The 26959-nt window shown below is 30.8% G+C and carries 24 protein-coding genes; 1 reads left to right on the top strand and 23 read right to left on the bottom strand.

Annotated features, from left to right (window positions below; translation table 11 throughout):
* Positions 1–31 precede the first annotated feature (31 nt).
* The 20 genes from rho to ACREV6_RS24705 all read right to left on the bottom strand — a co-directional run bounded on the left by rho (position 32) and on the right by ACREV6_RS24705 (position 23390).
* Positions 32–1501 (bottom strand): transcription termination factor Rho, encoded by a 1470-nt coding sequence (gene rho / locus ACREV6_RS24800; protein ID WP_431580720.1) that lies wholly within the window; start codon positions 1499–1501, stop codon positions 32–34.
* A gap of 185 nt (positions 1502–1686) precedes the next feature.
* Positions 1687–2031 (bottom strand): hypothetical protein, encoded by a 345-nt coding sequence (locus ACREV6_RS24795; RefSeq protein ID WP_431580719.1) that lies wholly within the window; start codon positions 2029–2031, stop codon positions 1687–1689.
* Positions 2032–2428: 397 nt separating this feature from the next.
* The gene (locus tag ACREV6_RS24790) at positions 2429–3217 is read right to left on the bottom strand and encodes a MurR/RpiR family transcriptional regulator (protein WP_431580718.1); all 789 of its coding nucleotides are present in this window, start codon (positions 3215–3217) and stop codon (positions 2429–2431) included.
* Positions 3218–3398: 181 nt separating this feature from the next.
* Positions 3399–4724: a 6-phospho-alpha-glucosidase gene (locus tag ACREV6_RS24785; protein ID WP_431580889.1), complete on the bottom strand. Its 1326-nt coding sequence runs from the start codon at positions 4722–4724 to the stop codon at positions 3399–3401.
* Positions 4725–4744: 20 nt separating this feature from the next.
* Complete coding sequence (locus ACREV6_RS24780; protein ID WP_431580717.1) at positions 4745–6310, bottom strand: alpha-glucoside-specific PTS transporter subunit IIBC; 1566 nt, start codon at positions 6308–6310, stop codon at positions 4745–4747.
* A gap of 271 nt (positions 6311–6581) precedes the next feature.
* On the bottom strand, positions 6582–8186 hold the full coding sequence (gene pyrG, locus ACREV6_RS24775) for a CTP synthase (protein WP_431580716.1): 1605 nt from the start codon (positions 8184–8186) through the stop codon (positions 6582–6584).
* Between the two features lie 439 nt (positions 8187–8625).
* On the bottom strand, positions 8626–9048 hold the full coding sequence (locus ACREV6_RS24770) for a YwiB family protein (protein ID WP_431580715.1): 423 nt from the start codon (positions 9046–9048) through the stop codon (positions 8626–8628).
* A gap of 14 nt (positions 9049–9062) precedes the next feature.
* Entirely contained in the window at positions 9063–10046 is a 984-nt protein-coding gene (locus tag ACREV6_RS24765) for a tRNA 4-thiouridine(8) synthase ThiI (protein WP_431580714.1), read from the bottom strand.
* Between the two features lie 48 nt (positions 10047–10094).
* Entirely contained in the window at positions 10095–11126 is a 1032-nt protein-coding gene (locus tag ACREV6_RS24760; RefSeq protein ID WP_431580713.1) for a D-alanine--D-alanine ligase family protein, read from the bottom strand.
* A gap of 259 nt (positions 11127–11385) precedes the next feature.
* Positions 11386–12756, bottom strand: a complete 1371-nt coding sequence (ypeB, locus tag ACREV6_RS24755) for a germination protein YpeB (protein ID WP_431580712.1) — start codon at positions 12754–12756, stop codon at positions 11386–11388.
* Positions 12757–12835: 79 nt separating this feature from the next.
* The gene (gene spoIIR / locus ACREV6_RS24750) at positions 12836–13468 is read right to left on the bottom strand and encodes a stage II sporulation protein R (RefSeq protein ID WP_431580711.1); all 633 of its coding nucleotides are present in this window, start codon (positions 13466–13468) and stop codon (positions 12836–12838) included.
* A 61-nt stretch (positions 13469–13529) separates the two neighbouring features.
* Positions 13530–14705 carry a Ger(x)C family spore germination protein gene (locus ACREV6_RS24745; protein ID WP_431580710.1) on the bottom strand — a complete coding sequence of 392 codons (1176 nt, stop codon included), beginning with the start codon at positions 14703–14705 and terminating at the stop codon, positions 13530–13532.
* A complete protein-coding gene (locus ACREV6_RS24740) occupies positions 14695–15816 on the bottom strand; it encodes a GerAB/ArcD/ProY family transporter (protein ID WP_431580709.1) in 1122 nt (373 codons plus the stop codon). The genes ACREV6_RS24745 and ACREV6_RS24740 overlap by 11 nt, the downstream gene beginning before the upstream one ends.
* A gap of 36 nt (positions 15817–15852) precedes the next feature.
* A complete protein-coding gene (locus tag ACREV6_RS24735) occupies positions 15853–17313 on the bottom strand; it encodes a spore germination protein (protein WP_431580708.1) in 1461 nt (486 codons plus the stop codon).
* Positions 17314–17406: 93 nt separating this feature from the next.
* Positions 17407–17598, bottom strand: coding sequence for a CLC_0170 family protein (locus tag ACREV6_RS24730; RefSeq protein ID WP_431580707.1), 192 nt, complete (start codon positions 17596–17598; stop codon positions 17407–17409).
* Positions 17599–17795: 197 nt separating this feature from the next.
* Positions 17796–18638, bottom strand: coding sequence for a 4-(cytidine 5'-diphospho)-2-C-methyl-D-erythritol kinase (gene ispE, locus ACREV6_RS24725; protein ID WP_431580706.1), 843 nt, complete (start codon positions 18636–18638; stop codon positions 17796–17798).
* A gap of 244 nt (positions 18639–18882) precedes the next feature.
* Positions 18883–20445, bottom strand: a complete 1563-nt coding sequence (locus ACREV6_RS24720) for a DUF3794 and LysM peptidoglycan-binding domain-containing protein (RefSeq protein WP_431580705.1) — start codon at positions 20443–20445, stop codon at positions 18883–18885.
* Between the two features lie 299 nt (positions 20446–20744).
* Complete coding sequence (locus ACREV6_RS24715) at positions 20745–21002, bottom strand: Veg family protein (RefSeq protein WP_431580704.1); 258 nt, start codon at positions 21000–21002, stop codon at positions 20745–20747.
* Positions 21003–21334: 332 nt separating this feature from the next.
* Entirely contained in the window at positions 21335–22249 is a 915-nt protein-coding gene (gene yabG, locus ACREV6_RS24710) for a sporulation peptidase YabG (protein WP_431580703.1), read from the bottom strand.
* 136 nt (positions 22250–22385) lie between these two features.
* Positions 22386–23390 (bottom strand): CotS family spore coat protein, encoded by a 1005-nt coding sequence (locus ACREV6_RS24705; protein WP_431580888.1) that lies wholly within the window; start codon positions 23388–23390, stop codon positions 22386–22388.
* A 142-nt stretch (positions 23391–23532) separates the two neighbouring features.
* Between ACREV6_RS24705 and ACREV6_RS24700 the strand changes: the two genes are divergently transcribed.
* Positions 23533–24660 carry a glycosyltransferase family 4 protein gene (locus ACREV6_RS24700; RefSeq protein ID WP_431580702.1) on the top strand — a complete coding sequence of 376 codons (1128 nt, stop codon included), beginning with the start codon at positions 23533–23535 and terminating at the stop codon, positions 24658–24660.
* Positions 24661–24795: 135 nt separating this feature from the next.
* Here ACREV6_RS24700 and ACREV6_RS24695 read toward each other — a convergent pair whose 3' ends face one another.
* The 3 genes from ACREV6_RS24695 to ACREV6_RS24685 form a co-directional block, all read right to left on the bottom strand.
* Complete coding sequence (locus tag ACREV6_RS24695) at positions 24796–25851, bottom strand: CotS family spore coat protein (protein WP_431580701.1); 1056 nt, start codon at positions 25849–25851, stop codon at positions 24796–24798.
* A gap of 83 nt (positions 25852–25934) precedes the next feature.
* The gene (locus ACREV6_RS24690) at positions 25935–26699 is read right to left on the bottom strand and encodes a hypothetical protein (RefSeq protein WP_431580700.1); all 765 of its coding nucleotides are present in this window, start codon (positions 26697–26699) and stop codon (positions 25935–25937) included.
* Positions 26700–26731: 32 nt separating this feature from the next.
* Positions 26732–26956: a hypothetical protein gene (locus ACREV6_RS24685; RefSeq protein WP_431580699.1), complete on the bottom strand. Its 225-nt coding sequence runs from the start codon at positions 26954–26956 to the stop codon at positions 26732–26734.
* Between the last annotated feature and the right edge of the window lie 3 nt (positions 26957–26959).

The raw sequence follows: 26959 nt of genomic DNA, 5'->3' as shown, positions 1-26959 counted from the left end.
TCTTTTCCATTTTTTCATTTATATTATTATATTATCTAGCCAATACTTCAAAATTCTTGTTTAGCATTTCTAAAAATTCTCTATTATTCTTAGTTTTAGCTATTAAGTTTAGGAGTTTTTCTGTTACTCCTGTAGCATTACCTTCTCTATACATTATCTTTCTTAGATTATATATAGTTTCCATTTCAATCTTAGTAAGCAATAAATCTTCTCTTCTTGTTCCTGACTTATAAATATCAATGGCTGGGAATATTCTTCTTTCTTGAAGTTTTCTATCTAAGTGAACTTCCATATTTCCTGTGCCCTTAAATTCTTCAAAAATCATATCATCCATTCTGCTTCCTGTTTCTATAAGTGCAGTAGCAAGAATTGTTAAACTTCCTCCCTCTTCAATATTTCTAGCCGCTCCAAAAAATTTCTTTGGCATCAAAAGCGCACTAGGGTCAAGGCCTCCGGATAGTGTCCTTCCTGAAGGGGTTACAGTTAAATTATATGCTCTAGAAAGTCTAGTTAAACTATCTAATAGAATAACTACATCTTGGCCTTGTTCAACCATTCTTTTAGCTCTTTCAAGTACCATATAAGCGACTTTTGTATGATGATCTGGTTCTTCATCAAAAGTCGAATAAATAACTTCGCCCTTAATAGATCTCTGCATATCAGTAACTTCTTCTGGCCTCTCATCTATTAAAACAACAATTAATTTTACTTCTGGGTGATTTATAGAGATACTATTAGCGATTTTTTTAAGAAGTGTTGTTTTCCCTGCTTTTGGTTGTGCAACAATTATGCCTCTCTGACCCTTACCTATAGGAGAAATAATATCCATCATTCTTGAAGACAAGTCAGTTGGAGTGGTTTCCAGTGTCAACCTTTGTGTTGGGTAAATAGGAGTTAACTTTTCAAAAGGTTTTCTACCTACCGCTCTATCAGGATTTTCTCCATTTACTCCCTGTACATACAATAATGCTTTGAATTTTTCTCCTTCTTTAGGTGTTCTAACCTTGCCTTCTACCTCATCGCCTGTTTGCAAATTAAATCTTCTAATTTGAGAAGGAGAAACATAAATATCGTCCTGACCTGATAAATAATTATGCCCTCTTAGAAAACCATAACTATTATTTTCAATTATTTCTAGAACTCCTCTTGCTGATCCTGATTCATTTATCATTTCCTGTAACTTTTCTTTTTTATTTTCATTTTGATTTTTAAAACCAGTATCAATGTCTTCATTATCAGGAGTTTTCTCAGTCTGAATTGGATTATTTGTGACTTGTGCCTCTGAATTTTCTATAATGTCATCTTGAACTTTAGAAGTGATTTTAGGACTTATTTTTTCTTTTAAAATAACTCCATCTCTTTGCACTGAAACTGGCGTCATCCTCTTTATTTCCTCTATTAACTCACTCTTTTTAAATTTAGAAATGTTTTTAACACCAAGTTCTTTGCAATGTTCCCGTAGCTCAACTACTGTCATATTTTCAAAATCTTTGTTTATCAAAAATCTGCACCTCCGAAGGGTATATTATATATAATATCTATTTAATAAATATCATGGGAATTAAAAAACGTATTTGCTATCCAATGAATTTTTTGAAATGATATACTTTTTTAAGTATATCCTATTTTAAAACTTTAATCCACTATATTAAATCCCGTAAAGGTTTGTCTATTTATTAATATATTTTATATCATAGCATAAATTTTCTCTGTAATCTGTCTATGTTCATTTACTTTTTTTATAACTTTTTCATTTTTACCAATGAAAAATATAGGTAATGCTAATTGCTCACATCCACCTATGACCATATTGGTTTTTAAAAGTTCATTAATATTATAATGATAAGAATGATACTCGCCACATAGACAGCATTTAACTTCAATTAATATTTCATTACTTTTATGCACTTTAACATATAGACGTGGAAATTTAGTCCTCATACTCTCTATTTCAAATATTGTAAGTTCTTCCACCTTATATTGACCATTAGAATCCTTTAAAGCCATAGCAATATTAGTATCGAGTATCAATTTTTCCACCCCCATATTTTTCATTCGATTTATTTTAATATTGATAAAAGTTATTAATGTCTATAATATTAAATTCTATAAATTTCGTAAAATTCCTGCTTAATTTAAATTGAAAGTATTAGTAATTTTATTTTTGGAAATTATCATATTATTCAAGGCTCTTGCATTATAAGATTCCATGAGCAATAGAAACTAAGGAATAGAATTAATAATTCTATTCCTTAGTTGGGCTATTTAAGTTAAATAAATAAATTAAAAATTTCCCCATTTCATTAGGGTTTGCTGATGATGTCTAAAAAACCCTATAGATTAGACTTTTTCGCTTGTCCACTCTATATGATATATTTAAAATATGGAGATTCATCATTTTTTGACACCATTTTATAAAAACTGGGTCTCATTCATCAATATTATCCTCCATAATTACAGATTGTTCTTCAACATAGTTTATGTATTCTCTAAATAATATATCTACTAAAAGGAAGAATAGCGCTGTTGGTTCATGAATTCTATCCTTTGATACATTTATAGGTGTAATAGAAATATATAGATTATAATTAGTATTTCTTGCTATTATATTATCGCTAAATTTTGTCATTGATATGTACTTAACTCCACTCAAATTTAAATTATTTATTATTTCTCTTAAAACATCTCCATTGCCAGATAAACTTATTAAAATTATTACATCTTTTTGTGTTATATCTGAAAGCAATGTCTGCATCTCTGTATCTCCTTCTATAACATAGAAATACTTGCGCGATGCTACAAATGTTCTTTGCATCTCCTTTGCTATAGCTTTTTGAGTCATTCCTGTTCCATAAATAAATACTCTATCCGCCTTATATAGCAATTCACATATTTCCCAAAGGTTTTTCCTTTTTAAATTCTTCTTTGTTTCTTCTAAATCTAAGTAGAATTTATTAACATAATCCTTCTCTATTTCATTATCCTCTTCCTCTTCTTCCTCCCATCTTAAAAAAACTTTAAATTCACTATATCCTTTAAATCCTAATTTTTGCGTAAACCTTAAAATTGTTGTTCTTGAAACATTGCATTTATCACCAAGATTATTAATTGTTAAGTTACTACATTCTTTTTTATTACTGCATATGATTTTTAAAATGTATAAGTCATTTTCATTTAGCTTAGAATAATTATTGTTTATTATTTCTTCAAATCTCATTACTCTCACCACCTAATTATCTTAAATTATAACAAAGTTTTATATAATTAGTGTATGAAATAAATGTAATTTACTAATATATAAGGCGCATTAACCAAAACAAACAGGAAACTTATCTGTTATCTTGGTTAATGTGCCTTATTAAATCCTCACCTAGGGTGTTATAATATTAAATATATTTTTATTTTAATGTTGGCCAATATTCTCTATTCGCTTCAATTAAATCATCAAGAATTTGTTTCGCAATTTTTGCACTTGGTACCGTCCTTGATAATGTGATTGCTTGCCATAATTTTTGGTATGAACCTTCTGCCCATGCTTCAACTGTTAATTTTTCTACTGAAACTTGTTGCTCCATTAACCCCTTTTGGAATTGAGGAATAGTTCCAACTACAAGTGGTTCTGGTCCATTGCTACCTACTATACATGGAATTTCTATCATTCCAGTTTTATCAAAATTTTCAATAGCTCCTTTATTTTCTACTATTAATAACATTCTTTCTTTAGTGTTATATGCAATAGCTCTTGCTAAGTCAACTATATATGATGCATGCTCATCAATATGAAGTTCGCATCCCTTTGTAGATCCTTGCTTAATTACTTTTCTGCATTCTCCAAATACAAATTTTTCTCTTCCATCCATAACTTCATTTGCTCTAGTGTACTCTTTATTAGAATGTTCCACAACATAGTCTGGGAACAGGTAATACTTTAAATATGTGTTTGGCAGCATGGTTGGATCTACTGCAAATACATCCTTTGCCTTTCCAAATGTGTCAGTCCAGCTATCTTCTGTCTCTTTAAATTCTTCATCATTAATGTTATATCCATGTTTTGCAACATGCTCTTTTATCTTTGGCATTAAGTCATTTCCCTTTTTATCAGTAATACTTGTCCACCAGCCAAAATGATTTAATCCATAGTATTTTGTTTCCATTTCTGCTCTTGAATTTAATCCAGCTATTTTAGCCATATGTTCTTCTATTCCAACTGGCATATCACATATATTTAATATCTTTGAAGTTGGTCTTAACTTTCTAGTAGCTTCTGCAACTATAGCTGCTGGATTTGAATAATTTAACATCCAAGCATTTGGCGAATATTTTTCCATGAAATCTATAATTTCAATTATTCCACCAATTGAACGCATTCCATATGAAATTCCTCCTGGTCCACAAGTTTCTTGTCCAAGAACATCATATTTCAGTGGAATTTTTTCATCTAATTCCCTCATTGCATATTTACCAACTCTAATATGAGCCATTATAAAGTCTATATCTGTAAACGCTTTTTGGGGATCTACTGTTGCTTCAAATTCTATCTCTGGTGCCTTTTCTTTTAAAATTATTTCGCAAGCTTTTGCTACTATTCCTTGTCTTTCTGGATCATTATCATAAAATTTTATCTTTCTGATAGGAAACCTTTCTAAATTTGCAAGTAACATTAATACTATTCCTGGTGTAAATGTACTTCCACCGCCTGCTATTACTACTGAGAATTTTTTCATCATATATTCCTCCTAAAATTTTATAATTGTGCTTCAAATCTTTCTCTTATTTGTGGTACTGATAACCCCACTATAACTTGCACCGCTTTTCCGTTATTAACAAGTCCATGAGCCCCTAATTTTACGAAAACCTTACTTTCCTGAACTAAAGATGGATCTTTTACTGTAACCCTAAGTCTTGTAGCACAATTAGTTACATCTTGAATATTCTCTTTTCCACCTAATGCTTGTAAAAATGCTTTCGCTTTAATATCCCTAGAATCTTCTTTTATTCCATCTTTTTTAGCTTTATAATCAGCTTTTTTATATAATTTCTCTTCACCATCTTCATCATTTGTACGCCCTAAAGTTTTGAAATTAAACTTTAGTATTAAAAATCTAAAAACAATAAAGTAAATTGCTGTAAATATTAGTCCTATTACTATTTGGGTTATATAAGTTCTTGGATGATATTTAAATAACGGAATCCAATTTTGAACTGCCCAGTCTATTAATCCATTTCCAAAATTTCCTGATACTCCAAATGCATATGATGTGGCTGATAATGTTGCTGCAAGCAATGCATGTACTAAAAACAATACTGGTGCAACAAATAAAAATGTAAATTCAAGTGGTTCAGTAATTCCTACAAGTACCGCTGTTAATGTTGCTGGTATTAAAAGCCCCGCTGCAATTTTTTTCTTTGATGGTTTTGCTGTTGCGTACATAGCTGCTGCTATTCCTATGCACCCAAAAACCTTTGATAATCCATGTAATGAAAATCCTCCCTGAGGGAACATTTGTTTCAATGTATGAGCTGCAGTTGAGAAATCTTTTATATGAGCAGGCCAATAAGCTGCTATTCCATCACTAACAACTGCCGGTCCAAATATAAATGGTGTATAAATAAAATGATGTAACCCTGTTGGTATTAAAATACGCTCTAGGAATGTATATACCCATACTCCCACTATTCCTGAAGTCTTTAAAAATCCCTGCATTGAACCAATTCCAATTTGAACCTTAGGCCATATGAAGCATAATATTAATGCTACAGGAATCATAACAAAAAATCCTACTATACATACAAGTGATGAACCTTTAAATACTCCTAGATAATCTGGCAGTTCAGTATCAAAAAACCTGTCATGCAAATATACAACAATAGCCGCAATTAGTATTGCTCCAACCATTCCTAGATCTAAGGTTTTTATATTTGATATCATCGCTAGTCCACTTGTGCCACCAACTTCTAATGAATAATTCACACCAAAACTTGGTCCCCATAATTTAAGCATTGCTGCCATAAAATAATTAAAGGTAGTGTATAATACAAATGACTCTAAACAAGCACGAGCTTGATTCTTTTTTGCAAGTCCTATTGGAAGCCCTAATACGAATAACAATGGTAATTGCTTAAATACTGTCCATGCTCCCTGTTCTATTATGTACCATATGTTATACCACATACTTCCTTCTGTTGCTATCGAACCTACTATATCAGGATTTTTAAGTAAAATCGCTAGAGCAACCATTAGTCCTGAAAATGAAAATAATAATACTGGCGTAAACATGGCTCCACCAAAACGTTGGATTTTCTGCATCATAATTTTTTTCCTCCTCGTATTTATTTCTTCATAATCAGAATCTCATATACTTTTTAATGATTAGCACTTTGATGTTTTTATCTTAGCATCTAATGTTTACGTATACAATAGAGTTGAATCACATAGATATTTTTCACGTTTACTGTTACTTAGTATATTTTATGTGAATTTTCACATCCGCTTAAAATCATATTGTTTTTATTTTAAATTACATAAAAATACCCTATAAAATAGACTTTTATTTATCTACTTTATAGGATATATTTTAATATTATTTAATATGTTCTAATGACGCCTTAATGAAATCCTTAAATAGTGCATGTGGCTTATTAGGTCTAGATTTAAGTTCTGGGTGAAACTGAACTCCAACAAACCAAGGATGATCTTTAATTTCAACTATTTCTACTAATCTTTCATCAGGGCTTGTTCCCGTACACAAAAGTCCTGCATCAGTTATTGTTTTCCTATACTCATTATTAAATTCATATCTATGTCTATGTCTTTCATATATCACTTCATCATTGTAGGCCTCATGGGCCTTAGAATCTTTTGTTAATTTACATGGGTATAACCCTAGTCTCATAGTGCCACCTTTTTCATCTATATCCTTTTGATCCGGCATTAAATCTATTACAGGATACTCAGTCTTTACATCAATTTCTGAACTATTAGCTCCTTCTAGGCCTGCCACATTTCTTGCATATTCTATAACCGCACATTGCATACCAAGGCATATCCCGAAAAATGGCACTTTATTTTCTCTAGCATATCTTGTAGCCTCTATTTTTCCTTCTATTCCTCTGTCACCAAATCCTCCTGGAACCAATATGCCATTAGCATCCCCTAATATTTCGCCGGCATTTTGTGAAGTTACATCGCAAGCATCTACCCATTTAATCTCTACATTAGCATCATTATGAAGACCTCCATGACTTAATGCTTCCACAACAGAAATATATGCATCATGAAGTTCCACATATTTACCAACTAATGCTATTTTCACATTTCCAGATAAATTCTTTAATCTACCTACCATGGAAATCCACGCAGCATTATCTATTTCGTGGCAATTTAGTTTTAATTTTTTACACACTAGAGTATCTAAGCCTTCTTTATGAAGCATAAGCGGTACTTCATATAAGTTCTCAGCATCCAAGTTTTGAATTACTGAGTCTGCTTCTAAATTACAAAATAGCCCAATTTTAGCCTTCATATCATCAGATATTTCCTTTTCAGAACGACATACTATAATGTCTGGTTGAATGCCTATACTTCTAAGCTCTTTTACAGAATGTTGAGTAGGTTTCGTTTTAAGTTCTCCTGCCATTTTTAAATATGGCACCAATGTAACATGAATAAAGCAAACGTTCTCTATTCCTACTTCATATTTCACCTGTCTTATAGCCTCTAAAAACGGTAGTGACTCAATATCTCCAACAGTTCCACCAATTTCAGTTATAACCACATCTACATCTTTTTCTTTAGCCACTCTATAAACTCTTTCTTTTATCTCATTAGTTATATGCGGTATCACTTGTACTGTACCACCTAAATAGTCTCCTCTTCTCTCTTTTGATATAACTGACCAATATACTTTTCCTGTAGTTACATTACTACTCTTACTTAAATTTTCATCAATAAATCTCTCATAATGTCCTAAATCCAAATCCGTTTCCGCTCCATCATCTGTAACAAAAACCTCTCCATGCTGATAAGGACTCATGGTGCCTGGGTCTACATTTAAATACGGGTCGAATTTTTGAATAGAAACCTTTAATCCTCTATTCTTTAAAAGCCTACCCAAGGATGCTGCTGTTATTCCTTTTCCTAGAGATGAGACTACCCCACCTGTGACAAATATGTACTTAGTGCTCATAATTGTTCCTCCTATGTTTTATTTCCTACTTTACTTATATATTCTTATTTTCCTCTAATATTGTTAATACATACCTCTATAAATACCCTTAAAAAATTTATACTTATTTTTCTAAATATAGCTTGACAGATGTTGTTTATAACTCTATAATAGAAATTACCCTATAAATAGAATCGTATAGTAAACTGGTATATTTATTTTCAAAAACAATAATAATATCTTATCACACTTTTTTATCATTAACCAGTGTTTTTTTTGGTTTTCTTTTTTTTGGAGAATTTTATTATATAAAATTGTTATTACAAAATAAATAATCTAAACAAATAAAAACTATGAAATTAAGGTGTTTAGCCTATATTTCATAGCTTTTTTCATTTAAAATGTAATTTATATTCTATAAAATCACAGAAACTTGGCTTTTGGCACAGCCCCTTAATTACTATTGTGCTTTAATACTAATTTTCAAAGTTGTACTTAAAATTTGTTGATTTCCTATTATCATATCATAATCTATAAATACATCTCCACCATTACTATCCACGTTCATCTTTAACTCCCTAGTATCTACAGTTAGGTCTAACGCGCCATGAGGCGTATTGTACAGCGTTAAATCCCTTGCATATTTTTTAAATTTCATTTCTGTATTAGTAGTTCCAGTTCTTATAAGGGTAAAATGTTCTTCATCAATTTTTAATGTTGTAGTAGTTCCCTTCATTCCTGAAATCTCCGTCTCTTCGTATATAGCATAATAACAATTATCTTTTTTATAAAATTCGCCAGGTGTCACTACCTCAATAGCATCTCCAACCTCTTCATTGTCAGACTGTTTGCTAACAATTGAAATTACTGCATTTTTCTTCATAATCTTGCTCCTCACTAATTTAAAATATATTTGTTTATTTCTTCCTCTGTTGCAGGCACTATCTCTATAGAATTATTTAAAGGTTCACCATATTTGCCATAATTAACAGATATAATTTTTTCGTCCTTACCCTTACAATATCTTCCTGAAACTTTAGCCGCCAACTCAATATCTTCATTTGTGGCTTTGCCAATTATAACAATGGTAGAACCATTGTAGTCACTAGTTTGGAATATTAAATCTTCAGACCTTAAAAGCGGTTTTAATAATTCTCCCTCTTCCTGCGTTCTAGTAGATATAATTTTAGCATCTTTAGATAACCTAAAATGTCTTCCTATTTTTAATAAGTCTAGATCATTTTTAGATGCACCCTCTTTATGCTCTATGAGTTCCCTAAGTCTTACAGAATAATTTGGCTCCGTAAGTTTACAACCGCCAGCTGGCGACGGATAGTCTTTAATCCCCCACTTTTCTGCTAGTTCCATTTGGATTTTTCTATTTCTACCACTTATATCCAAAAGAGTTTCTCTATCTATTAAACCATCTATCTCCATTTCAGTTGGTTTAAGATTTTTAGCACATAAGGGCCTTAAAATTTTATGTCCTATTCCAGATTCATTTTTCACTATATCTAAAGCTGACCTATTTTGAGACATAGGCCTTTGATTTAAAACTTCGCCTGTTATGATAAAGTCCGCATGATATTTTTCTAATAACTCTCCACAATATCTCATCATCATAGCGTGGCAGTCGATACAAGGATTCATATTTTTACCATGACCATGTTTTGGATCTTTCACCATCGCAAAATGTTCTTCTGAAAAGTCTACAATTACTAAGGGTATATCGATTTGTTTAACCATTTTTAATGCATTTTCTTCATTAAAAAAGTATGATCTAAAGCATATGCCTATAACTTCTATACCCTGATCTTTTACAAGTTTTGCTGCAAGGATGCTATCCAGGCCTCCAGAAACCATAGCTAAAGCTGTTGTCATAAAACTCCTCCTTTTATTATTAAATTTTATTAGATACTAATAAAACTATTATTTATTGTTTCTTTCTATAGCCAGTTCAATAAGCTCATCAATAAGCTGACCATAAGTCTTTCCTGTGGCTTGCCACATTTTAGGGTACATACTTATTTTAGTAAACCCGGGTATAGTATTAACCTCATTTAAATAGATATCTTCCGTTTCTTTATCTACTAAAAAATCCACTCTTGCCATACCCGCACAATCTAGTATTGTATAAATTTTTATAGCTTGCTCTCTAATCGTCTGTAGCTTAGCTTCACTAAGTGTTGCTGGTATTAAAATTTTAGATGCTTCGCTTTTGTATTTAGCTTCATAATCATAAAACTCTTTGGCTGGTATTACTTCTCCTGGTATAGATGCTTCTGGGTAATCATTTCCCAGTACAGCCACCTCTATTTCTCTTGCATTTATAGCCTTTTCAACTAAAACTTTTCTATCATATTTTAGTGCTTCTTCTACTCCTAGTATAAGCTCTTCTCTGTTATGTGCTTTTGTTATACCAACAGAGGACCCGCTATTAGATGGTTTAATAAATACGCAATAGCCCAACTTCTTTTCTATTGTTTCTATTAATATATCTTTATTTTTTGCATATTCATGTGCATTAATTACCACGTAATCCGCTTGTTTAATATTAAAGTTTTCTAATAAATATTTTGTGTATATTTTATCCATGCAAATAGCAGAAGACATCACCCCTGGTCCCACACAAGGAACATCTAATAATTTACACATACCTTGAATAGTGCCATCTTCTCCAAAAAGTCCATGCAATACCGGAAATACTACATCTACGTCTTTATTAAATAAAAACTTTTGTCCCTGCGGCACTTTAAAAAATTGGTCCTTTTCCCATTCTCCACTTTCTATGTTATCTAATTTTCCGGTATATTGAAACCATAACCCATCTCTGGTTATTCCAATAGGGTATATGTCATATTTTGTTTGATCAATATTTTTCAATACTGCTGTTGCTGAAACTCTAGAAACCTCATGTTCTGTAGACTGTCCGCCAAATAATACTGCTATTTTCTTTTTCATCTATCATCTCTCCTTATAACCATAATAACTAGTTTATGAATAATAAAAACATAAGTTTACTAAATAAATTCATTATTATATTATATCATTTTTATCTATTACTTTGTATTTTAATTTTTAAGCTCTAAATCCTAAGTCCACCCCAAATTATAATGGTAAATCTAAAATAATTCAATAGAAGAGAGGATATATGTGCACATTATGCAATATATCCTCTCTTTAACAAGGCAGCCTTTGCAACCTCTTAGCCCTTATATATCTAAATAGTTAATTTCCCATTAGGAGTATCGATTATTTCCATTATTTTTTGCTCATACCCAGTGTCAGCATTAATATATACTATAAAGTTCTTCTCCTTATATGAGCCTAAAAATTCATAGCATAAAACCTCTTTATTCATCTCAGTAGGTACAATCGCCAAGCTGATTTTATTAATTTTCAGACGCTTACCAACTCTTTCTTGCGCTTTTACTGCAGTTATCTTAGGCTTAACTATTTGTCTTTTTTCAACATGAGACACTAAAAATTTTTCAGATTCTATTCCTATAATACTACCATCGTCTAGTGCAATCTTAAGCTTTACTTGATCTGGATAAACAGCTACCTGGCCTTGATTATATACATAACTTACTACTGCTGTATTTTCATAATTTAGCGCATAGGTAGGCTCCATATTTTTATATCCTATTTTACCAATAAACACACTTCCACCTTTTATTGCCTTATTAATATCTATAGCTTTTTTCCCTATAGTCCTATTATCTAATAAATATACTATTCTTCCTCCGTTTTTACTTACTTCTATTACTGTTTTAGGTTCTCCTTTATCTCGCCCTTTAAACATCACGTAAAAGGTATAGGATGGTATCCTGGTTTTCCCTTGTACTGCTTTATTTTCTATGCTTTCTATTTTATCTTCGCCAAATATATTTTTTATTGTTTTAGCTGCTTCACTTTGACTTACCTCTTTTTGAGACATTATTTTAGGCTTTATTTCTAACACATTATCAGAAAAAGGCCCATCATAATTTAGTGCTGGGTATTGAACTATTTGTTTTTGTATACCCTTAAATTTTTCATTTACAAGATCATCCCCTACTTTTGCAAATGCAAAAGTACTTTTTTTTCTAATCTCTCCCCATTTCACTTTACCATCATTTATATCAGAAAGCACTCCATTTAATTGTTCTTGGAGTGTATATGATTGCCTTTCTAATTCGTCAATTACTCCATATTCCTTAACACTCAGTTCCTTTCCTTCCGATGTTGCTTTGGCTAAACTATAACAGAAATCTCCTACTTGAGTTAAAAATTCACTAGTGTCCCCAACAACTGATTGTTCTATTGGCAAGGAATGTAATTTATCGTTTGCAGTAGCAGAATATCTGAAAACTTCTTCAAACACCACTATACTCTGTTCTCTAGAACCCACAATAGCAGCTTTGCCTAGATTTATTCTTATGTTTTGTACAGAGCTTATAAGTTCATACATATTTTTACTGTATTGTCCTTGAAGATAATTTCTATAATCTAACCGTTCCAAAAACATTAGTATAGCAAAAGTAGTTGAAAATACAACAATTATAGTTACAGCACTTGTATACAATATTCTTTTCTTTAGCATTTTCATATATTTCCCTCCTGGAATTCCTCACTAGTAGATACCAATTATGGCTTGGTATCTACTAGTAGTTTTCTATATATTTTATTTAACTAAATAATTTATTAAAAATTTCTAATAGTTTAAATTTCACAACTATTTTATTGTTGTCATTTACAGTATTATCTACAAACTTATATTCATCATCTGATAATACTTGTTTCATTTCACTCTCAGTTTTTTGGTAGGATACATTTCCTTTTGTAATATCCACAAAGCATAATGGTGGAAACATAACGCACCACCAGTTTTGACCGCTACCGCTTCCAATAATTATTCTGTAAGCTTCGTATTTTCCTTGAGGTAAAGTAATATTTCCGTAAGTTTTAACTGGAAAATTTTCCTGTGACATGGTTGTAGATACTGAATATTTAAATCCATTTTTATTTATAACATTTTGAGCAATTTTTTTAATATTTTTATCTTCATTATTTATAATTTCTCTTGACTCATATATATTTTTGCAATCCACAAGTTTTGGTGATACATATTTTAAAACAGAATCTCTTACTTTTAATTTTAGCCCTTGATCTATTTTGTTATCACTATTAGCTATTACATGAAATCTTATAAGTTTACAAGCAATATCACTTTGAGTAGCTTGCGTAGCTACGTTACTGCCATTTAAAACTATGGAGATTATAATAATTATAGTAATACTGGTTAATATAAATTTTTTCATGGTTATCCCCCCTGAATACAATAATTTATATTAGAATTATTACCATATTGTGTAATTATATTCACTGAACTGCTCCGATTCTTCTTATCTCAGTATTAACAGTAACCTTAACTATTGCACTTTTATATTTGTCAATCCAATCCTTTTCTATTTTATTCCATAAAGAGGGTTTAAACTTTTCAATATTTTCGCGCACACCAAAGGGGTCTATTCCAAATTCACCTATAGCAATTTTCATGATTTTTTCACACTCTACACTAATTGAGCTATTAAAAGTATTCTGCAAAATTTTCAGTTCCTCTTTTCCCAGTATTTTCTTATCTACATAGTATCCATTTATCTGCCCCTCTAGGCCTAAATCTATATTAATGACTAACTTATCCCCTTCTTCCTCCACCCTGATTTTCCTTTCATATCCGTTGATTATATAATCAACAGGGTGTCCATCAATGTAAATAACTTTCTTTCCAATGTTAAACTTACCACTTAGAAGTTGTATGTCCATTAGTTCTAATGGAGTAAAATATCCTTTTAATTTATAATTGTTAATTATAGCTGCACCAGTTAAAATCAATTCATTTTTTTCCTTTTCTAAAGTTATTCTAGGCAATAACGCATTCCCATTTTCACTTAAAAGAATAAGGAATTCATTTAAATTTATGCTCATAATCCTTGAATTTCTTTTACTGTTAGCCATAAGTCCAGAAATATAATATTGAGTGCTGTTTTCCGTCATAGGTTTGAATTTCATATAGTCTTCAGCTTTGCCATCCGAGACAACGATATCCATCATCCTATTTATATTAGGATTCCTTTGCAGATAATCTACTATCTCTTTCACAGTATCTTTATATTCTAATAAATTGCTACTTAATATAAGTAGCTTAGTATGCCCCATATATATGTCCCTACTACTTTTAGCCATAGCTTCTGAGGATGCATCTTCCATAGAGTAAGCCTGGGTATTAATGTATTTTTCCTGCGCGCTTCCACTTTTCCCAGCCCCTAGCATACTCATATCTGGAAATCCATAGGTTACATTAATTTTTTTAATCTGCCCCTCAGCAAAGGGCTCTTTTGAGTTAATGCTTTTTAACTCCTTTTCTTTACCAATATCTTGTCCTGGGTCAATAGCTATAGTAGATATGAAATTAAGCCTATCTATTTCTACTTTATCCCAGCATCCGCTAAGTAAAACGCAGCTTAGGATAATGGGTAAACCCACCTTAAATTTCATCTGTACTTCTCCTCCTCCCTTTACGTTTAACCTTAACTTTACCCATGAGCAGTATAAGTATGGGTAAGATTACAAAAACAAATATAGCAGTGCATAGAACAGGAGCAGTTTTGAATTGAAGCGTATAAACTTCTGCTATATTCTCTGGGTATAATGCTATGACGTAAATAATAGGCATAATTAAAAGCGAAGAAATTTTAATATCTTTTAATTTAAATACATTTTTTACAATCTCACTGGAAAAGAAATAGGTGTTAACAAAGGTAGTGAAATAAAAAAGTATCCACAGTGCCATTACTATTCCTTCCCAACGCTCTATAAATGTGCCCGGTATAAATAAAGACCTGATCATAGAAATAGTTGGCCATAATAAAATCCTACTCTGTGCTTTAGAAAACACAGCTAAAACAAGTATCATTACAATTATATAAAAAATCGATACAAACATAATACTCTTTCTTAGAACACGGGATGAATTTTTCTTATTCTTAACATAAGGAAGAATAAGATAGGCTATTTCAAATCCCCCAAAACATAATAGTGCATATCTAGAAGCACTAAAGTAATTGTTAGGTTGATTATTAAGTACTGGTAATAGCTTTGTAAAGTCTGCATTTATTGCGATAAGTATGAATACTGCAAAAGCTGGAATGAACATAATCCAGAAGGAAATCTCATTAAATTTAACTAAATCACCTATTTCGCCTCTAACTAAATAGGTGCCTGTTAAAATAGTGGTCATCAATATAAATTCTGACGGAGTCCGCCTTAATAAAAATAGTCTAATTACTTCAACAAATTCTCTCATCCCAAGAGACACAATAAATATACTATAAATTGCAAAAATAATAGCGAATACCCCTCCAAGGAATCTACCAAAATTATTCTGTAATATATTAGTAAGATCTTGAAAATCATTTTTTTTCATAACCAAGTATATAAGATATAGTAATAAAAAAATTACTATTCCTGAAGTTAGAGTAACTATCCAAGCGTCACTACCTACTTTATCTATTACTTCCTTTGGACAAGAAAATATTCCTATACCTACCATCGCTACCACTAAAGTTGAAAATAAACCAAAATCTCCAATATTTTTTTTGTCTTGCATAATAACACTTTCCCTCCACATAAAAGATGATACGAATTATTTCTGTCTTACCTTATCTCCAGTTTTCATGTATTTAGGCCTTTCTTTTAACTGAGATATTGGCGCTCTAATATACATATCTTTTAAATCCGCAATATTAGTATCCACCATTGGTGCTAAATAAGGTATTCCAAAACTTTTCATTCTAACTAGATGAATGAGAATTACAATTAGCCCCATCACTATCCCATAAAAACCTACAATCGCCGAAGCGATAATAAGGAAAAATCGCACAAGTCTAAAAGCCGCAGTAACTTCATAATTAGGAGTTACAAATGTAGTAATAGCGGTAATTGCCACAATAATTATCATAATGGGACTAACTATTCCTGCACTCACTGCAGATTGACCTATAATAAGGCCTCCTACAATACCAATAGTTGCTCCAATAGGCCTTGGCAACCTAACAACAGCCTCCATAAGAAGAGCTAAAAACAATTCCATAATTATAGCTTCTACAAATGCCGGAAATGGCACTCCTTCCCTAGAAGCTGCTATAGCATAGGCTAATTTAGTAGGTATTATAGCTGTATGAAAAGATGTGATTGCTACATAAAGTGCCGGTGCAGTAAGAGATATAAATATAGAAAGTATCCTAATAAATCTAACCATAGAACTATGCATCCACCTTTGATAATAATCATCAGGGGACTGAAATAAATTAGGCAAGGTTGCTGGAACAATAATTACAAAGGGAGAATTATCTACAACTAGCGCTACCCTACCTTCGTACAGCGCCGCCGCTACTACATCTGGCCTCTCTGTACTTTGTATTTGTGGAAAGGGAGAATATTTATTATCCTCTATTAGCTGCTCAATATAAGCAGAATCAAAAACTGCATCAATGTTTATTTTATCTACCCTCCGATTTAGCTCCTCTAGTACTTCTTTATTGACTATATCGTCAATGTACATAATTGCCACGTCAGTCTTAGATCTAGCTCCTATAGCTTTAGGTTTAACTCTTAACCTTGTATCTCTAATTCGCCTTCTTATTAAAGCAGTGTTAAATCTTACAGTTTCTGTGAATCCGTCTCGTGCTCCTCTAATTACCGTTTCACCAGACGGGTCACCTACCCCTCGAACAGGCCAAAAACGTGTTGCAATAACATAAGCGCAGTTTAACTCATCTATAAACATTAATGTGTCCCCTGAAAGGGCTGCATTAACTCCTTCACTTAATTTCTTTACTTCGTGCATATCAGTCACTGAAAGTATATTGTCTTTTATTTGCTTCGTTTTCTCTATTCCCTTTGAACATAACATTAATGGCTCTAAAACATAATGGTCTAATAGAAGTTTATCTGCCATTCCGTCAATATAAACTATTGCAGCTTTCCAATCTCCTACATTGAAAGTTCTAAAAATCACATCGGAGTTATCTTTTAAAAGTTCTTTCAAGTACTCTATGTTTTTTTCAGCTTCAAGCTGAATTTTATCATCAATTATCTCTCTCATATTGCTTCACATCCTTATATATGTAAAATTTGCATTAATTTAAATCATTACATTAGGCGCTTAAATTCGATTAAATCCTCACCTGAAATGTCATTAGAATATAACCCTTAGTATAAATAGAATAACAGCTATAATAATTGCTAAAAATCCTAAGATGCGTGCTTTTTTACTAATACAGTCATTACCTAATTTTTTAAAACTTCTTGCGTCCACCGTAAGTACAACTGAACCTTGTATCACCATCATTATTAAAAAATATACATCAAATATGTCTAAAATTTTCATTATTTTTCTCCCTGCTTTATTCTAATTAGTAAAAAAATAAATTATAAAACTTTATACGTAAGCAAATTGATTTCACTTCGCTTAAGCTAGTTTTAACGACACTTGCAGAAAATATTCACTTAGGCACAGGAAAATAAAAAAACGTAAAAAAGCACAAATGCTTTTCCACGTTCTTATATTTTACTGTAAAACTAATTTTAGATGGTTCTTGTTATATATACTTCTTTATATTGAGTTTTAAATTTATCATAACATCTTTGAGCTTTTAACATATCATCGAAGAAAGCAAATATTGTGGGACCGCTGCCGCTCATCATTGCTCCCATTGCACCCATTCTAATCATATCCTCTTTTATTCTTTTGAGAACTGGATATTTTCTAAGGGTAACATTTTCAAGTAAATTTTTCATACTGTTACATACATCTTCTAATTTCTCTTCTTCCATAGCTTTTATTAACGCCTCTGTATTTGGATGCTTAAAGATTTTACTAATATCTAAGTTTTTATAAACCTCTTTGGTGGATACTCCAAAATTAGGCTTAACCAATACTAAAATTTGGTTTTTAAAAGATGCCAGCGGGGTAATAATATCCCCTATCCCTTCACACAGTGCAGTTCCTCCCATTATACAATAAGGGACGTCTGCGCCTATCTTGACACCTAATTTCATAAGTTCATTGTCGTCTATATCTACTTCGAATAACTGTTTCAATGTTTTAAAAACAGCTGCTGCATCTGCACTTCCACCTGCCATACCCGCAGCTACTGGAATATTTTTCTTGAGATATATATTTACACCTTCACTAATATTATAAGTGTCTATAAAAAGTTTTGCAGCTTTATATACTAAATTCTTCTCATCTGTAGGTATGTAAGGTTTATTACAGCTTATATTAATACCTTTATCGCATTTTTGAAAGGACATAGAATCATATAAATCTACGTTCTGCATAATCATTTTGAGCAAATGATATCCGTCATCTCTTTTACCTACTATATCTAAAGATATGTTTATTTTTCCATAAGCTTTTACTAACATGATTTTCCTCCAACTCTTTATTGTGAATCCACTAAAGCCGCTTAATTAATGAATAACTGTTTATTCCTCCTTAGGAATTCAGAGACTTATATAAGATTAGCTTTTCCTTGTGAAATATTGTTAATAAAATTAGTATATTACAACAAATTTAATATTGCTACATATAATTTTAAATAATGCACATGTAAAATAAATAACAAGTCAAATATACTAGTATACTGACTTGCTATTTATTAAAATGTGCCTATATAATTATTCTACCCGGTATTATAAGTTTTTGTGAAACTTTTATAACATTAGGCTCTTCTATTCCGTTAACCCTTGCAATTTCTTGCATTGTAGTATTATACTTTTTAGCAATTTTCCATAAAGTATCGCCAGATTGAACTACATAAATGGTAATACTAGCTTTTTTCTTAGGTACTTCGGCCTCTATTGGGTAAACGTCAACTAAAAATTTCTTTTGTACCATATAATTTACTCTTGTATATACTTTTACCACAGCTCTAATTGCTATATTTCCAACCTCAATATCTGCATTTATATTTTCAAGTGTTACCTTACACACACTGCTCATATTTATCTTAGTGCCTAATATCTCTGCCCCACAAGTAAAAGGAATCTCCTCTGACACAGCAGAAAGATATTTTTCTTCATCATCGCTTCTATATAGTACGGTTACATTCATTATACCCTCAATTATAACTTTATCCTCAATGACTTTTTTGTCTGTTACGCAAACGCTAGCATTACACATAATAACCTTGCTAGGTTTTGCCATAGTATTATTTAATTCTATATCTCCCTTAACTAAGGTCTCAGTTAATAATTGTCCTTGCATTACATTAAGTCCATAATCTTTTTTATCCATCTCAAGCTTTGTAGTTGGTGAATAAACATCTTCAATCATATCCACTTCTTCTTTGTGCATAGCCCTTGTATTGGTTTTTATCAAAAACTCTACATCAACAATTCTTTTTTCTCCTAAATCATCTTCCTTAATGTCAAATCCCATAGCATCTACCCTAAAGTCTGTATAATTGTCCATATAAGGATTTACATCTTGGGAATCCAACTCTTTATTTAACATAACTTCCTGCTCGATATAAAACAATTCCCTGCTGTCTTTCCCCTTATACATCATATTAATACAAGCAAAAGCATTGATTTGAATTTTTCCGTCAAATAACTTTACTTCTTTTTTGTGAATATTAACATCATATTTTATAACTTTAGCAATCTCCGGTTTGTCCATTGGAACTTTTATATTGCCTTTACCAATAAGCTCTCCATTAAAACTCTTTGTAACTTTATCTATGCTAGTTGGATTTTTTAAATATTGAACATCCTTTACAGCTTCGATATCTTTAACTATTTGGAAACTAAAACTTTTATACACTTCAGATTTTAATTTCAAAATACCTTCTAGACATATTTTTCTTTCATTAACTATTTTACACTCCATATGTTCTACAAAACACTCAGCATCACAAAGCATTTCAGGCATCGCGCCCATTATATCTATTGTATTTGAAAATTTGGAACTATATACAACATTTTCCACATCAGTACGTTCTTGATCTTTTGAAATATAAAGTACATTATATTGAAGTTGCCCCTCTAAATATACCTTATCTTCAATTATTTCTTTAGAGTTTATAACGGCCTTAACATCTAACATAAGAATTTCTCTAACGTCTGGATGAGTATCCGGAATTACATATTCTTCTTTTACTACAGTATCCGCAGTATTTTCTCCTAGCAGTTGTTCATACTCTATATTTTCTCTTATTAAATTTATCTCCATACTATACCTCCTTGTATTTCTATTGTGGCAACACTTATGAATTGTTACCCTCTTAAAATACCTACTATTAATATATATAGAAGTAGTAAGGAAAATATGATATTCCATGTTTTTATTCGTATTACAAAATTCATCATAATTTTACATTAAATCATCATTGCGCAGCTGAAATGTCGTTAAAATAAAAAAAAGCACATATTATTTAGATATCCGCCATTATTAATAACGGAATATATCTAAATAATATGTGCCCTGCTAATTTATAAATGTAAAAAACGATACCGAGGTACAGTATCGTTTTATCCTGCAAAAACTATTTGAACTGTTTTTGTTAAAACATCTGAATAACTATATGTCACGGTTCTGCGGGTGTCATTTTCTAATCTAATAACAAAAATACTTGTATAGGTCTTTTCAATAACTCCATTATCTACAAGAATCTTTCGTCTTCCACCATTAGCTTTTAATGTTACTCTTTCGCCAACATGACTTTCAATTTCATCTTTTATTGAAGTCAGTACATTTATCTGTTCCAAGTAAACACCTTCTCTCCACATTTTATATTATACACGGTATATTTATATTTGTCAAGCAAACTTATTATTTTATCACTAATATAACAATTTTGTCAATGTTAATTATATGTTAACAAAGTACATTTTTATAGATTATTCTACAGTGAATTGATTTTTCTCTGTTTTATGCATCTTCACATTATAATACACTAATACATTAAAATTGCGTAACCTTTTAAATACTAACCTTAATAGTATCTCCTTTAATTATATATATATTCAGTTTTATAAACAAAGCTCCCATACAAAATATGGGAGTTCATTCAGGCGTTAAAAACAATATGCATGTATTTCTTGAGGATTCCTTGCCTAAGCTATATATACTGAGACTTAGGAAATCCCTCTCTATATTTACCTCTAGTTTGTAATCCGCCTATACCCTTTAGTCCTGTTATAGTGTTCTGTATAACGTCTTCTATGGCTACAACATTTTCTATATTTGTATAGGCTATCTTCTCCGCTACTAGAACAGGGTCCAAGCAATGGATTAAGACACGATTTGGAGAAGAAGCAAAATTAGCACCCGCATCTAAAATCGCCTCATAACAAGATTGACATGCTCCTGCGAATATAACCAAATCATCATAGTTACTATTATAAGATCTAAGAGCTATAACAGATTCTACAAAGTACTTTGAGTTTCTGTAACTATTTAAATTTACATAATCAGTTATTCCTTTTACCATACCATCATGCCCCGTAATTACTACTATATCTGGTTTAACTTCTTTAACTAAATTTACTATTTCATTTGGTTGATTTACTTCTGATATTACTCTTCCTACAGCATCTAAAGATAACTGTTTATAAGTTTTTAGGCAAACCTCTAGATATTCCGCATCCCCATCAACATGTAGTATTTTTCCTGGTCTTCCAAAAACCATTTCTTTGTTTTTATATTCTTTGTATTCTTTGTATTTTTCTTGTTTTAACTGTATATCTTTCATTTTACCATTAATATCTATGGTGGACCCTCTGGTTCCTTTAATCCTACTCATTAATACCTTTTTAATAGCTGCATTTACTTTTTTATTAAAGACCTTGTCAATTTCACCAATTTTATTTTCTGATACTAATTGTAAATCCTCACCTAAAGAGTCTGCTTCAATCCTTAAATTTATTCCCTTAAGTAAATACACCGACCTATTACTTACGGACATAATGTCTATTATTTTAAATGTAATATCTCCACCGTAAGATTTTCTTACTACAATATCTCCTATTTTCAAAATATCATCTCCATATTAAGCTTGTAATATATATTATGAAAATATAGTTAATAGGTGAAAGTAAAAAAGTTATGTAAACATTATATCTACATAACTTTAATATATAGTATGCATAATATTTACAGCATAATGTACTCTACCTCTGATTGAAGACTTTCTTATATTCTTCAATAAATGCCATACACTTTTCTTTTTCAGAAATTAACTCCTCCATCTTCTTGTTAAAGGTATTTTGAATCCAAGTAACTTCATTATAATAATATCTATTACAAAGCCTCCAATAACGTTGTGGAAATACTAAAAATGCATATATAAGTCGATACTCTTCTTCTAACAGAGGATTTACACTACTATATGCCTGGAGTACTATTTCAGCATATTTTATGTCCCAATCCTGCTTTTTAAGCACTTTAATCAAAAAATTAGATAAATCAAATGCTTTCACTTCTCTTTTGCAGTAATCAAAATCAATTATGTTAACATCATTATTTTTATCAATAATAATATTATGATGTGTATAATCATGATGGCAAAAGCCTTTTTCTTCTTCTGTTTGCCTACATATATCAAAGTACAATGAATCATCGAGTATTGCCATAGCTCTTTTGCCGAGTTCCTTTTGAGCGTCCACACTTTTAATGTAATTAATATCAAAATCAGTTTTAAAATTTTTCTTTTTTCTAATCATGTCTTTCATTTTATCAAAAGACTTTATTCTTTTTTCCATTAAATGTGGCCATCTTCCAAGATCTGTTTTTAGTTTACTATTTTCTGGTGGTTCATATCCCTTAGATGCAATATGCATATAAGCTAATTTTTTTGCAGCGGAAATTAAATCCTCCTCGTTATGAAAATCACATTCGCGACCATCTATCCAGCTTGATAGTGTGTAAATATCTTCATTAACTAAGGCATAAGGATTTCCTTCAGTATTCAAAAAATATCTATCCACCTTGTCAAATCCATTATTTACAAGATGTTCTTTAGCTCCGTATACAAACAAAAGTTTTTGTGTTCCATAATTAATTTTCTTTAGACATTTAGCTCCGTCGTCTGTCTTTAGAAGATATACTCCCTTGTTGGGACGTATACTTTCTATTTTAATACCATATTGTCTTTCAATTTCAAATTCCCTCATCATGTTACTCATCCCCTCCCCTTATAATTTATATTACTAATATTTTTTTTTAGAATATATTCTTATATGTTTTAATAACATTTATGCTTTCTTTTAATATAATAAAGTATATTCATATATTAATCAGTATTTAAGGAGTCTTAAAATGAAAATTGGAATCGATGCAAGAGCTGCAAAATGGTACAGGGGAACTGGTATAGGAACTTATTGTTACCAACTAATTCACTCTTTAAATAAAATAGACAATTATAATGATTATTCGCTTTTTGTACCAAATGATTGTATGCTTGAAATACCTTTTAGTGAAAATTTTCACATAAAAAATATTAAACAAGAAAATCAAAATAACTTCTGGAATGAGGTGAATATTCCTAACCCATTAATAGACAAATATATGGACATATATCACGTTCCTCAAAATGGCATTGGATTACCTGAAAACAAAGACTGTCCCTTCGTTATTACGTTGCATGATGTTATTCCCTATAAAATGCCAGAAACAGTGGGCGAGCAATATTTAAAAATTTTTAAGGAAAAATTGCCCAATATTATTTCCCTGTGCGATGGAATAATTACTGTATCTGAATATTCAAAACAAGATATTGCTGAAACTTTTAACTTTCCAAAAGAAAAAATATTTGTTACTTATTTAGCTAGTGAAGGTATTTATAAACCCTATGATAAAACTCTTAGTAAATCCATTATCGAGAAGAATTACGCTATATCTGGAGACTATATTCTATATATAGGAGGATTTAGTCCTAGAAAGAATATTATTGGACTTCTAGAGTCTTTTAGCATCCTTTTACCAAAATTAAAAAAAGATATGAAACTCGTCATTGCAGGTAGCAAAGGTAAATCTTACGATGTGTATAAAAAAAGAGCACAAGAGCTGAATATTGAAGATAGTGTTATTTTCCCAGGATTTATATCTATGGACCATATCCCCTTCATGTATAATGCTTGTGAGCTCTTTGTATATCCTTCTTTTTATGAAGGTTTTGGATTACCTCCAATTGAAGCAATGGCTTGTGGCGTGCCTGTAATCGCCTCCAATGTTACCTCTATTCCAGAAATAGTTAAGGATTCAACGCTGCTTGTAAATCCATATGATATTGTTGACTTAAGTGAAAAAATGTATAATGGTCTCCTTGATAATAACTTAAGGCAATCTCTTATAACTAAAGGCTTAAAAAGAGCCTCTACTCTAACTTGGGAACATACCGCTGCAGATACTCTAAAAGCTTATGAAAATATATTATTGAATAAATAACACTACCTCTCATCTTCATAAAACAGCTAGTATGTGACTAGTTGTTTTATGAAGATGCCTTATTAAATCATCGCCTGCGGTACTGCAATTTTAAATCCCCATATAGTATATTTAACACTATATGGGGATTTTCAGCTAACAATTATAGTAATTCTTAAAGCTCTCTAAAAACTCTTCTCTATTTTCTCTGCATTCCACTTTGCTTTTTAATCTGCTTAGAAACACCTCTTCACTCCACTGTTTTTTCCTTGTGTAATAATCCCTTGCTATACTATAAAAATCCTCTGGGAAGCTAAGCATACCGTACAATACCTCTAGTTCCCTATGATCTAATGGATTTACTGATATATATTCATTTAAAATGCTATGGCATTTTTCTATATCGTAGGCAAAATTTTTAATGGCTTTATTTATAAAATTACAAATATCATGTATTTTTAAATCTACCACCGCATAATCAAAGTCTAAGAAATATACTTGCTCAATATTAATTAATATATTATGATGAGCCAAATCATGATGACAAAATACAATTTTTTCTTTTTCCCTGCATAAATTGAAATACTCTGATCCATCCAAAATTTTTATGCTTTGTATTATATTATCTTCATAATATTTTTCATGTTCTAAAAATATACAATCAAATTCATTTTTATTCTCATATAGCGTCGCTATACTTTTAAAAAACCTAAGTTCCCTTAACTTTTCATTAAAATTTTTTATTATCCTACCGCATAAATACCGCTTTTGATTTTTTACTAATAGCATTTCAAAGGCCTCTTCATTTATAAGCCCCTCCGACGCCCTGTGAAGTTCAGCGAGTGCTCTAGATGTTAACATAACATCTACTGGATTGCTATATTCACACTCCCTCCCTTCCACTAAATTCATGATACAATATATATCATCTTTCCAAGGAACATATATAAGTTTATTTTTTGTCTTTTCGAATTCAATAATTCTACTAAAATTATTGTTTTTAATGTACTCAATACCATAATTAATAAATTCAAGTCGAGAAACACCGTAGCTCACTTTTTTTAAAACCTTATCACCTTTATCGGTATTAAGAATAAATACTTTCCTTACTGGAATAACATCGCTCACCAATAAATCAAATTCGGTAAATAAATTTACGTCTAAATCATATTTACTTAAATAAGTCTTATCTTTATATCTAACGTCTAACATGTCCTCACCTCTTTAAATCATACCTTTGTAACTATTTATCACTTTGATAATAAATATTGTGTTTTTATTATGACCTCTCTAATTTAAAACAAGGAATCTCCATCTTGAGTTAAGGCTTTTAAAAGCTTTTTAGAAAACCTGTCCTCCTGATCTTTATTTTTACCTTCTCTATATTTATTGCAACATTTCATAAATTCATGTGGATAAGAAATTAAAGCTATTAGAAATTCTGAGCTATTTGCATCTAATCCTTCGATATAACAGAATTCACGAGCAAGTCTTTGGAAATCAAGCTGCGCCCCTTTTCTTCTTAATTTACTAAGCAAAATAAAACAATCCATTTCCACCATGTTATAACTACAATCTTTAAAACTAACCACATAAGTAAAATCGTTCTTTCGGAGGTTTTGAAAATCTGTATTTCCTAAGCATATTTCTGTTTTCTTCATACTTCTTGATATAATTCCTATATAGTCCATTTGATATACTTCTCTTATACATTCTTCCCCCCTTTTTATAGCTCCTTCTCCATATTTAATAATTAATTTTTCAAAGGAATTTTTAGGTTCATCTCTTTTAATGTTATTTATATCAGAAGCCAGCTTTTTAATGTAAATTTTATATTCTTCTATTATTTTCCCTGTATTGTTATTTAACCTACTCCTGAGATATCCATTAAACCCCAAAGATTTTTGATGAAAATCATAAATCGCACGGAACTGCTCCATTACTAATCCTTCAGTTATGTCTACATCTATATTTTTATATTTAAATTCAATTGCATCTACCTTTTTAATACCTTTAAACACCATATAGTCAGAAAAATCATTATAGATGCTTATTGTCACTGGCACCACCTCTAATTAGATCTATTAATTTACTATCTATTCTTTTTATAATTTTTGTCCATCTTCTTTATTATTTCTCTTTGTTCTAATTCTAACTCTCTAAGTTTTTTTTGTCTTTTTCGTATTTTCTTAAGGTTCTTAACCTCCTCCTTCATGTTGTCAAGTCTCATATCATATTCCTCTACAGTTGATTCCTGCGGCTGCATGATTTCCATTTCGCTTTCTTCCATGTACATATCATCTTTGCTTTTTCCCACAAT

Source organism: Clostridium sp., from assembly GCF_050717515.1.
Lineage (GTDB): Bacteria > Bacillota > Clostridia > Clostridiales > Clostridiaceae > Clostridium_AD.
The sequence above is the reverse complement of the archived record's forward strand: the minus strand, read 5'-3'. Positions and strand labels throughout refer to the sequence as shown.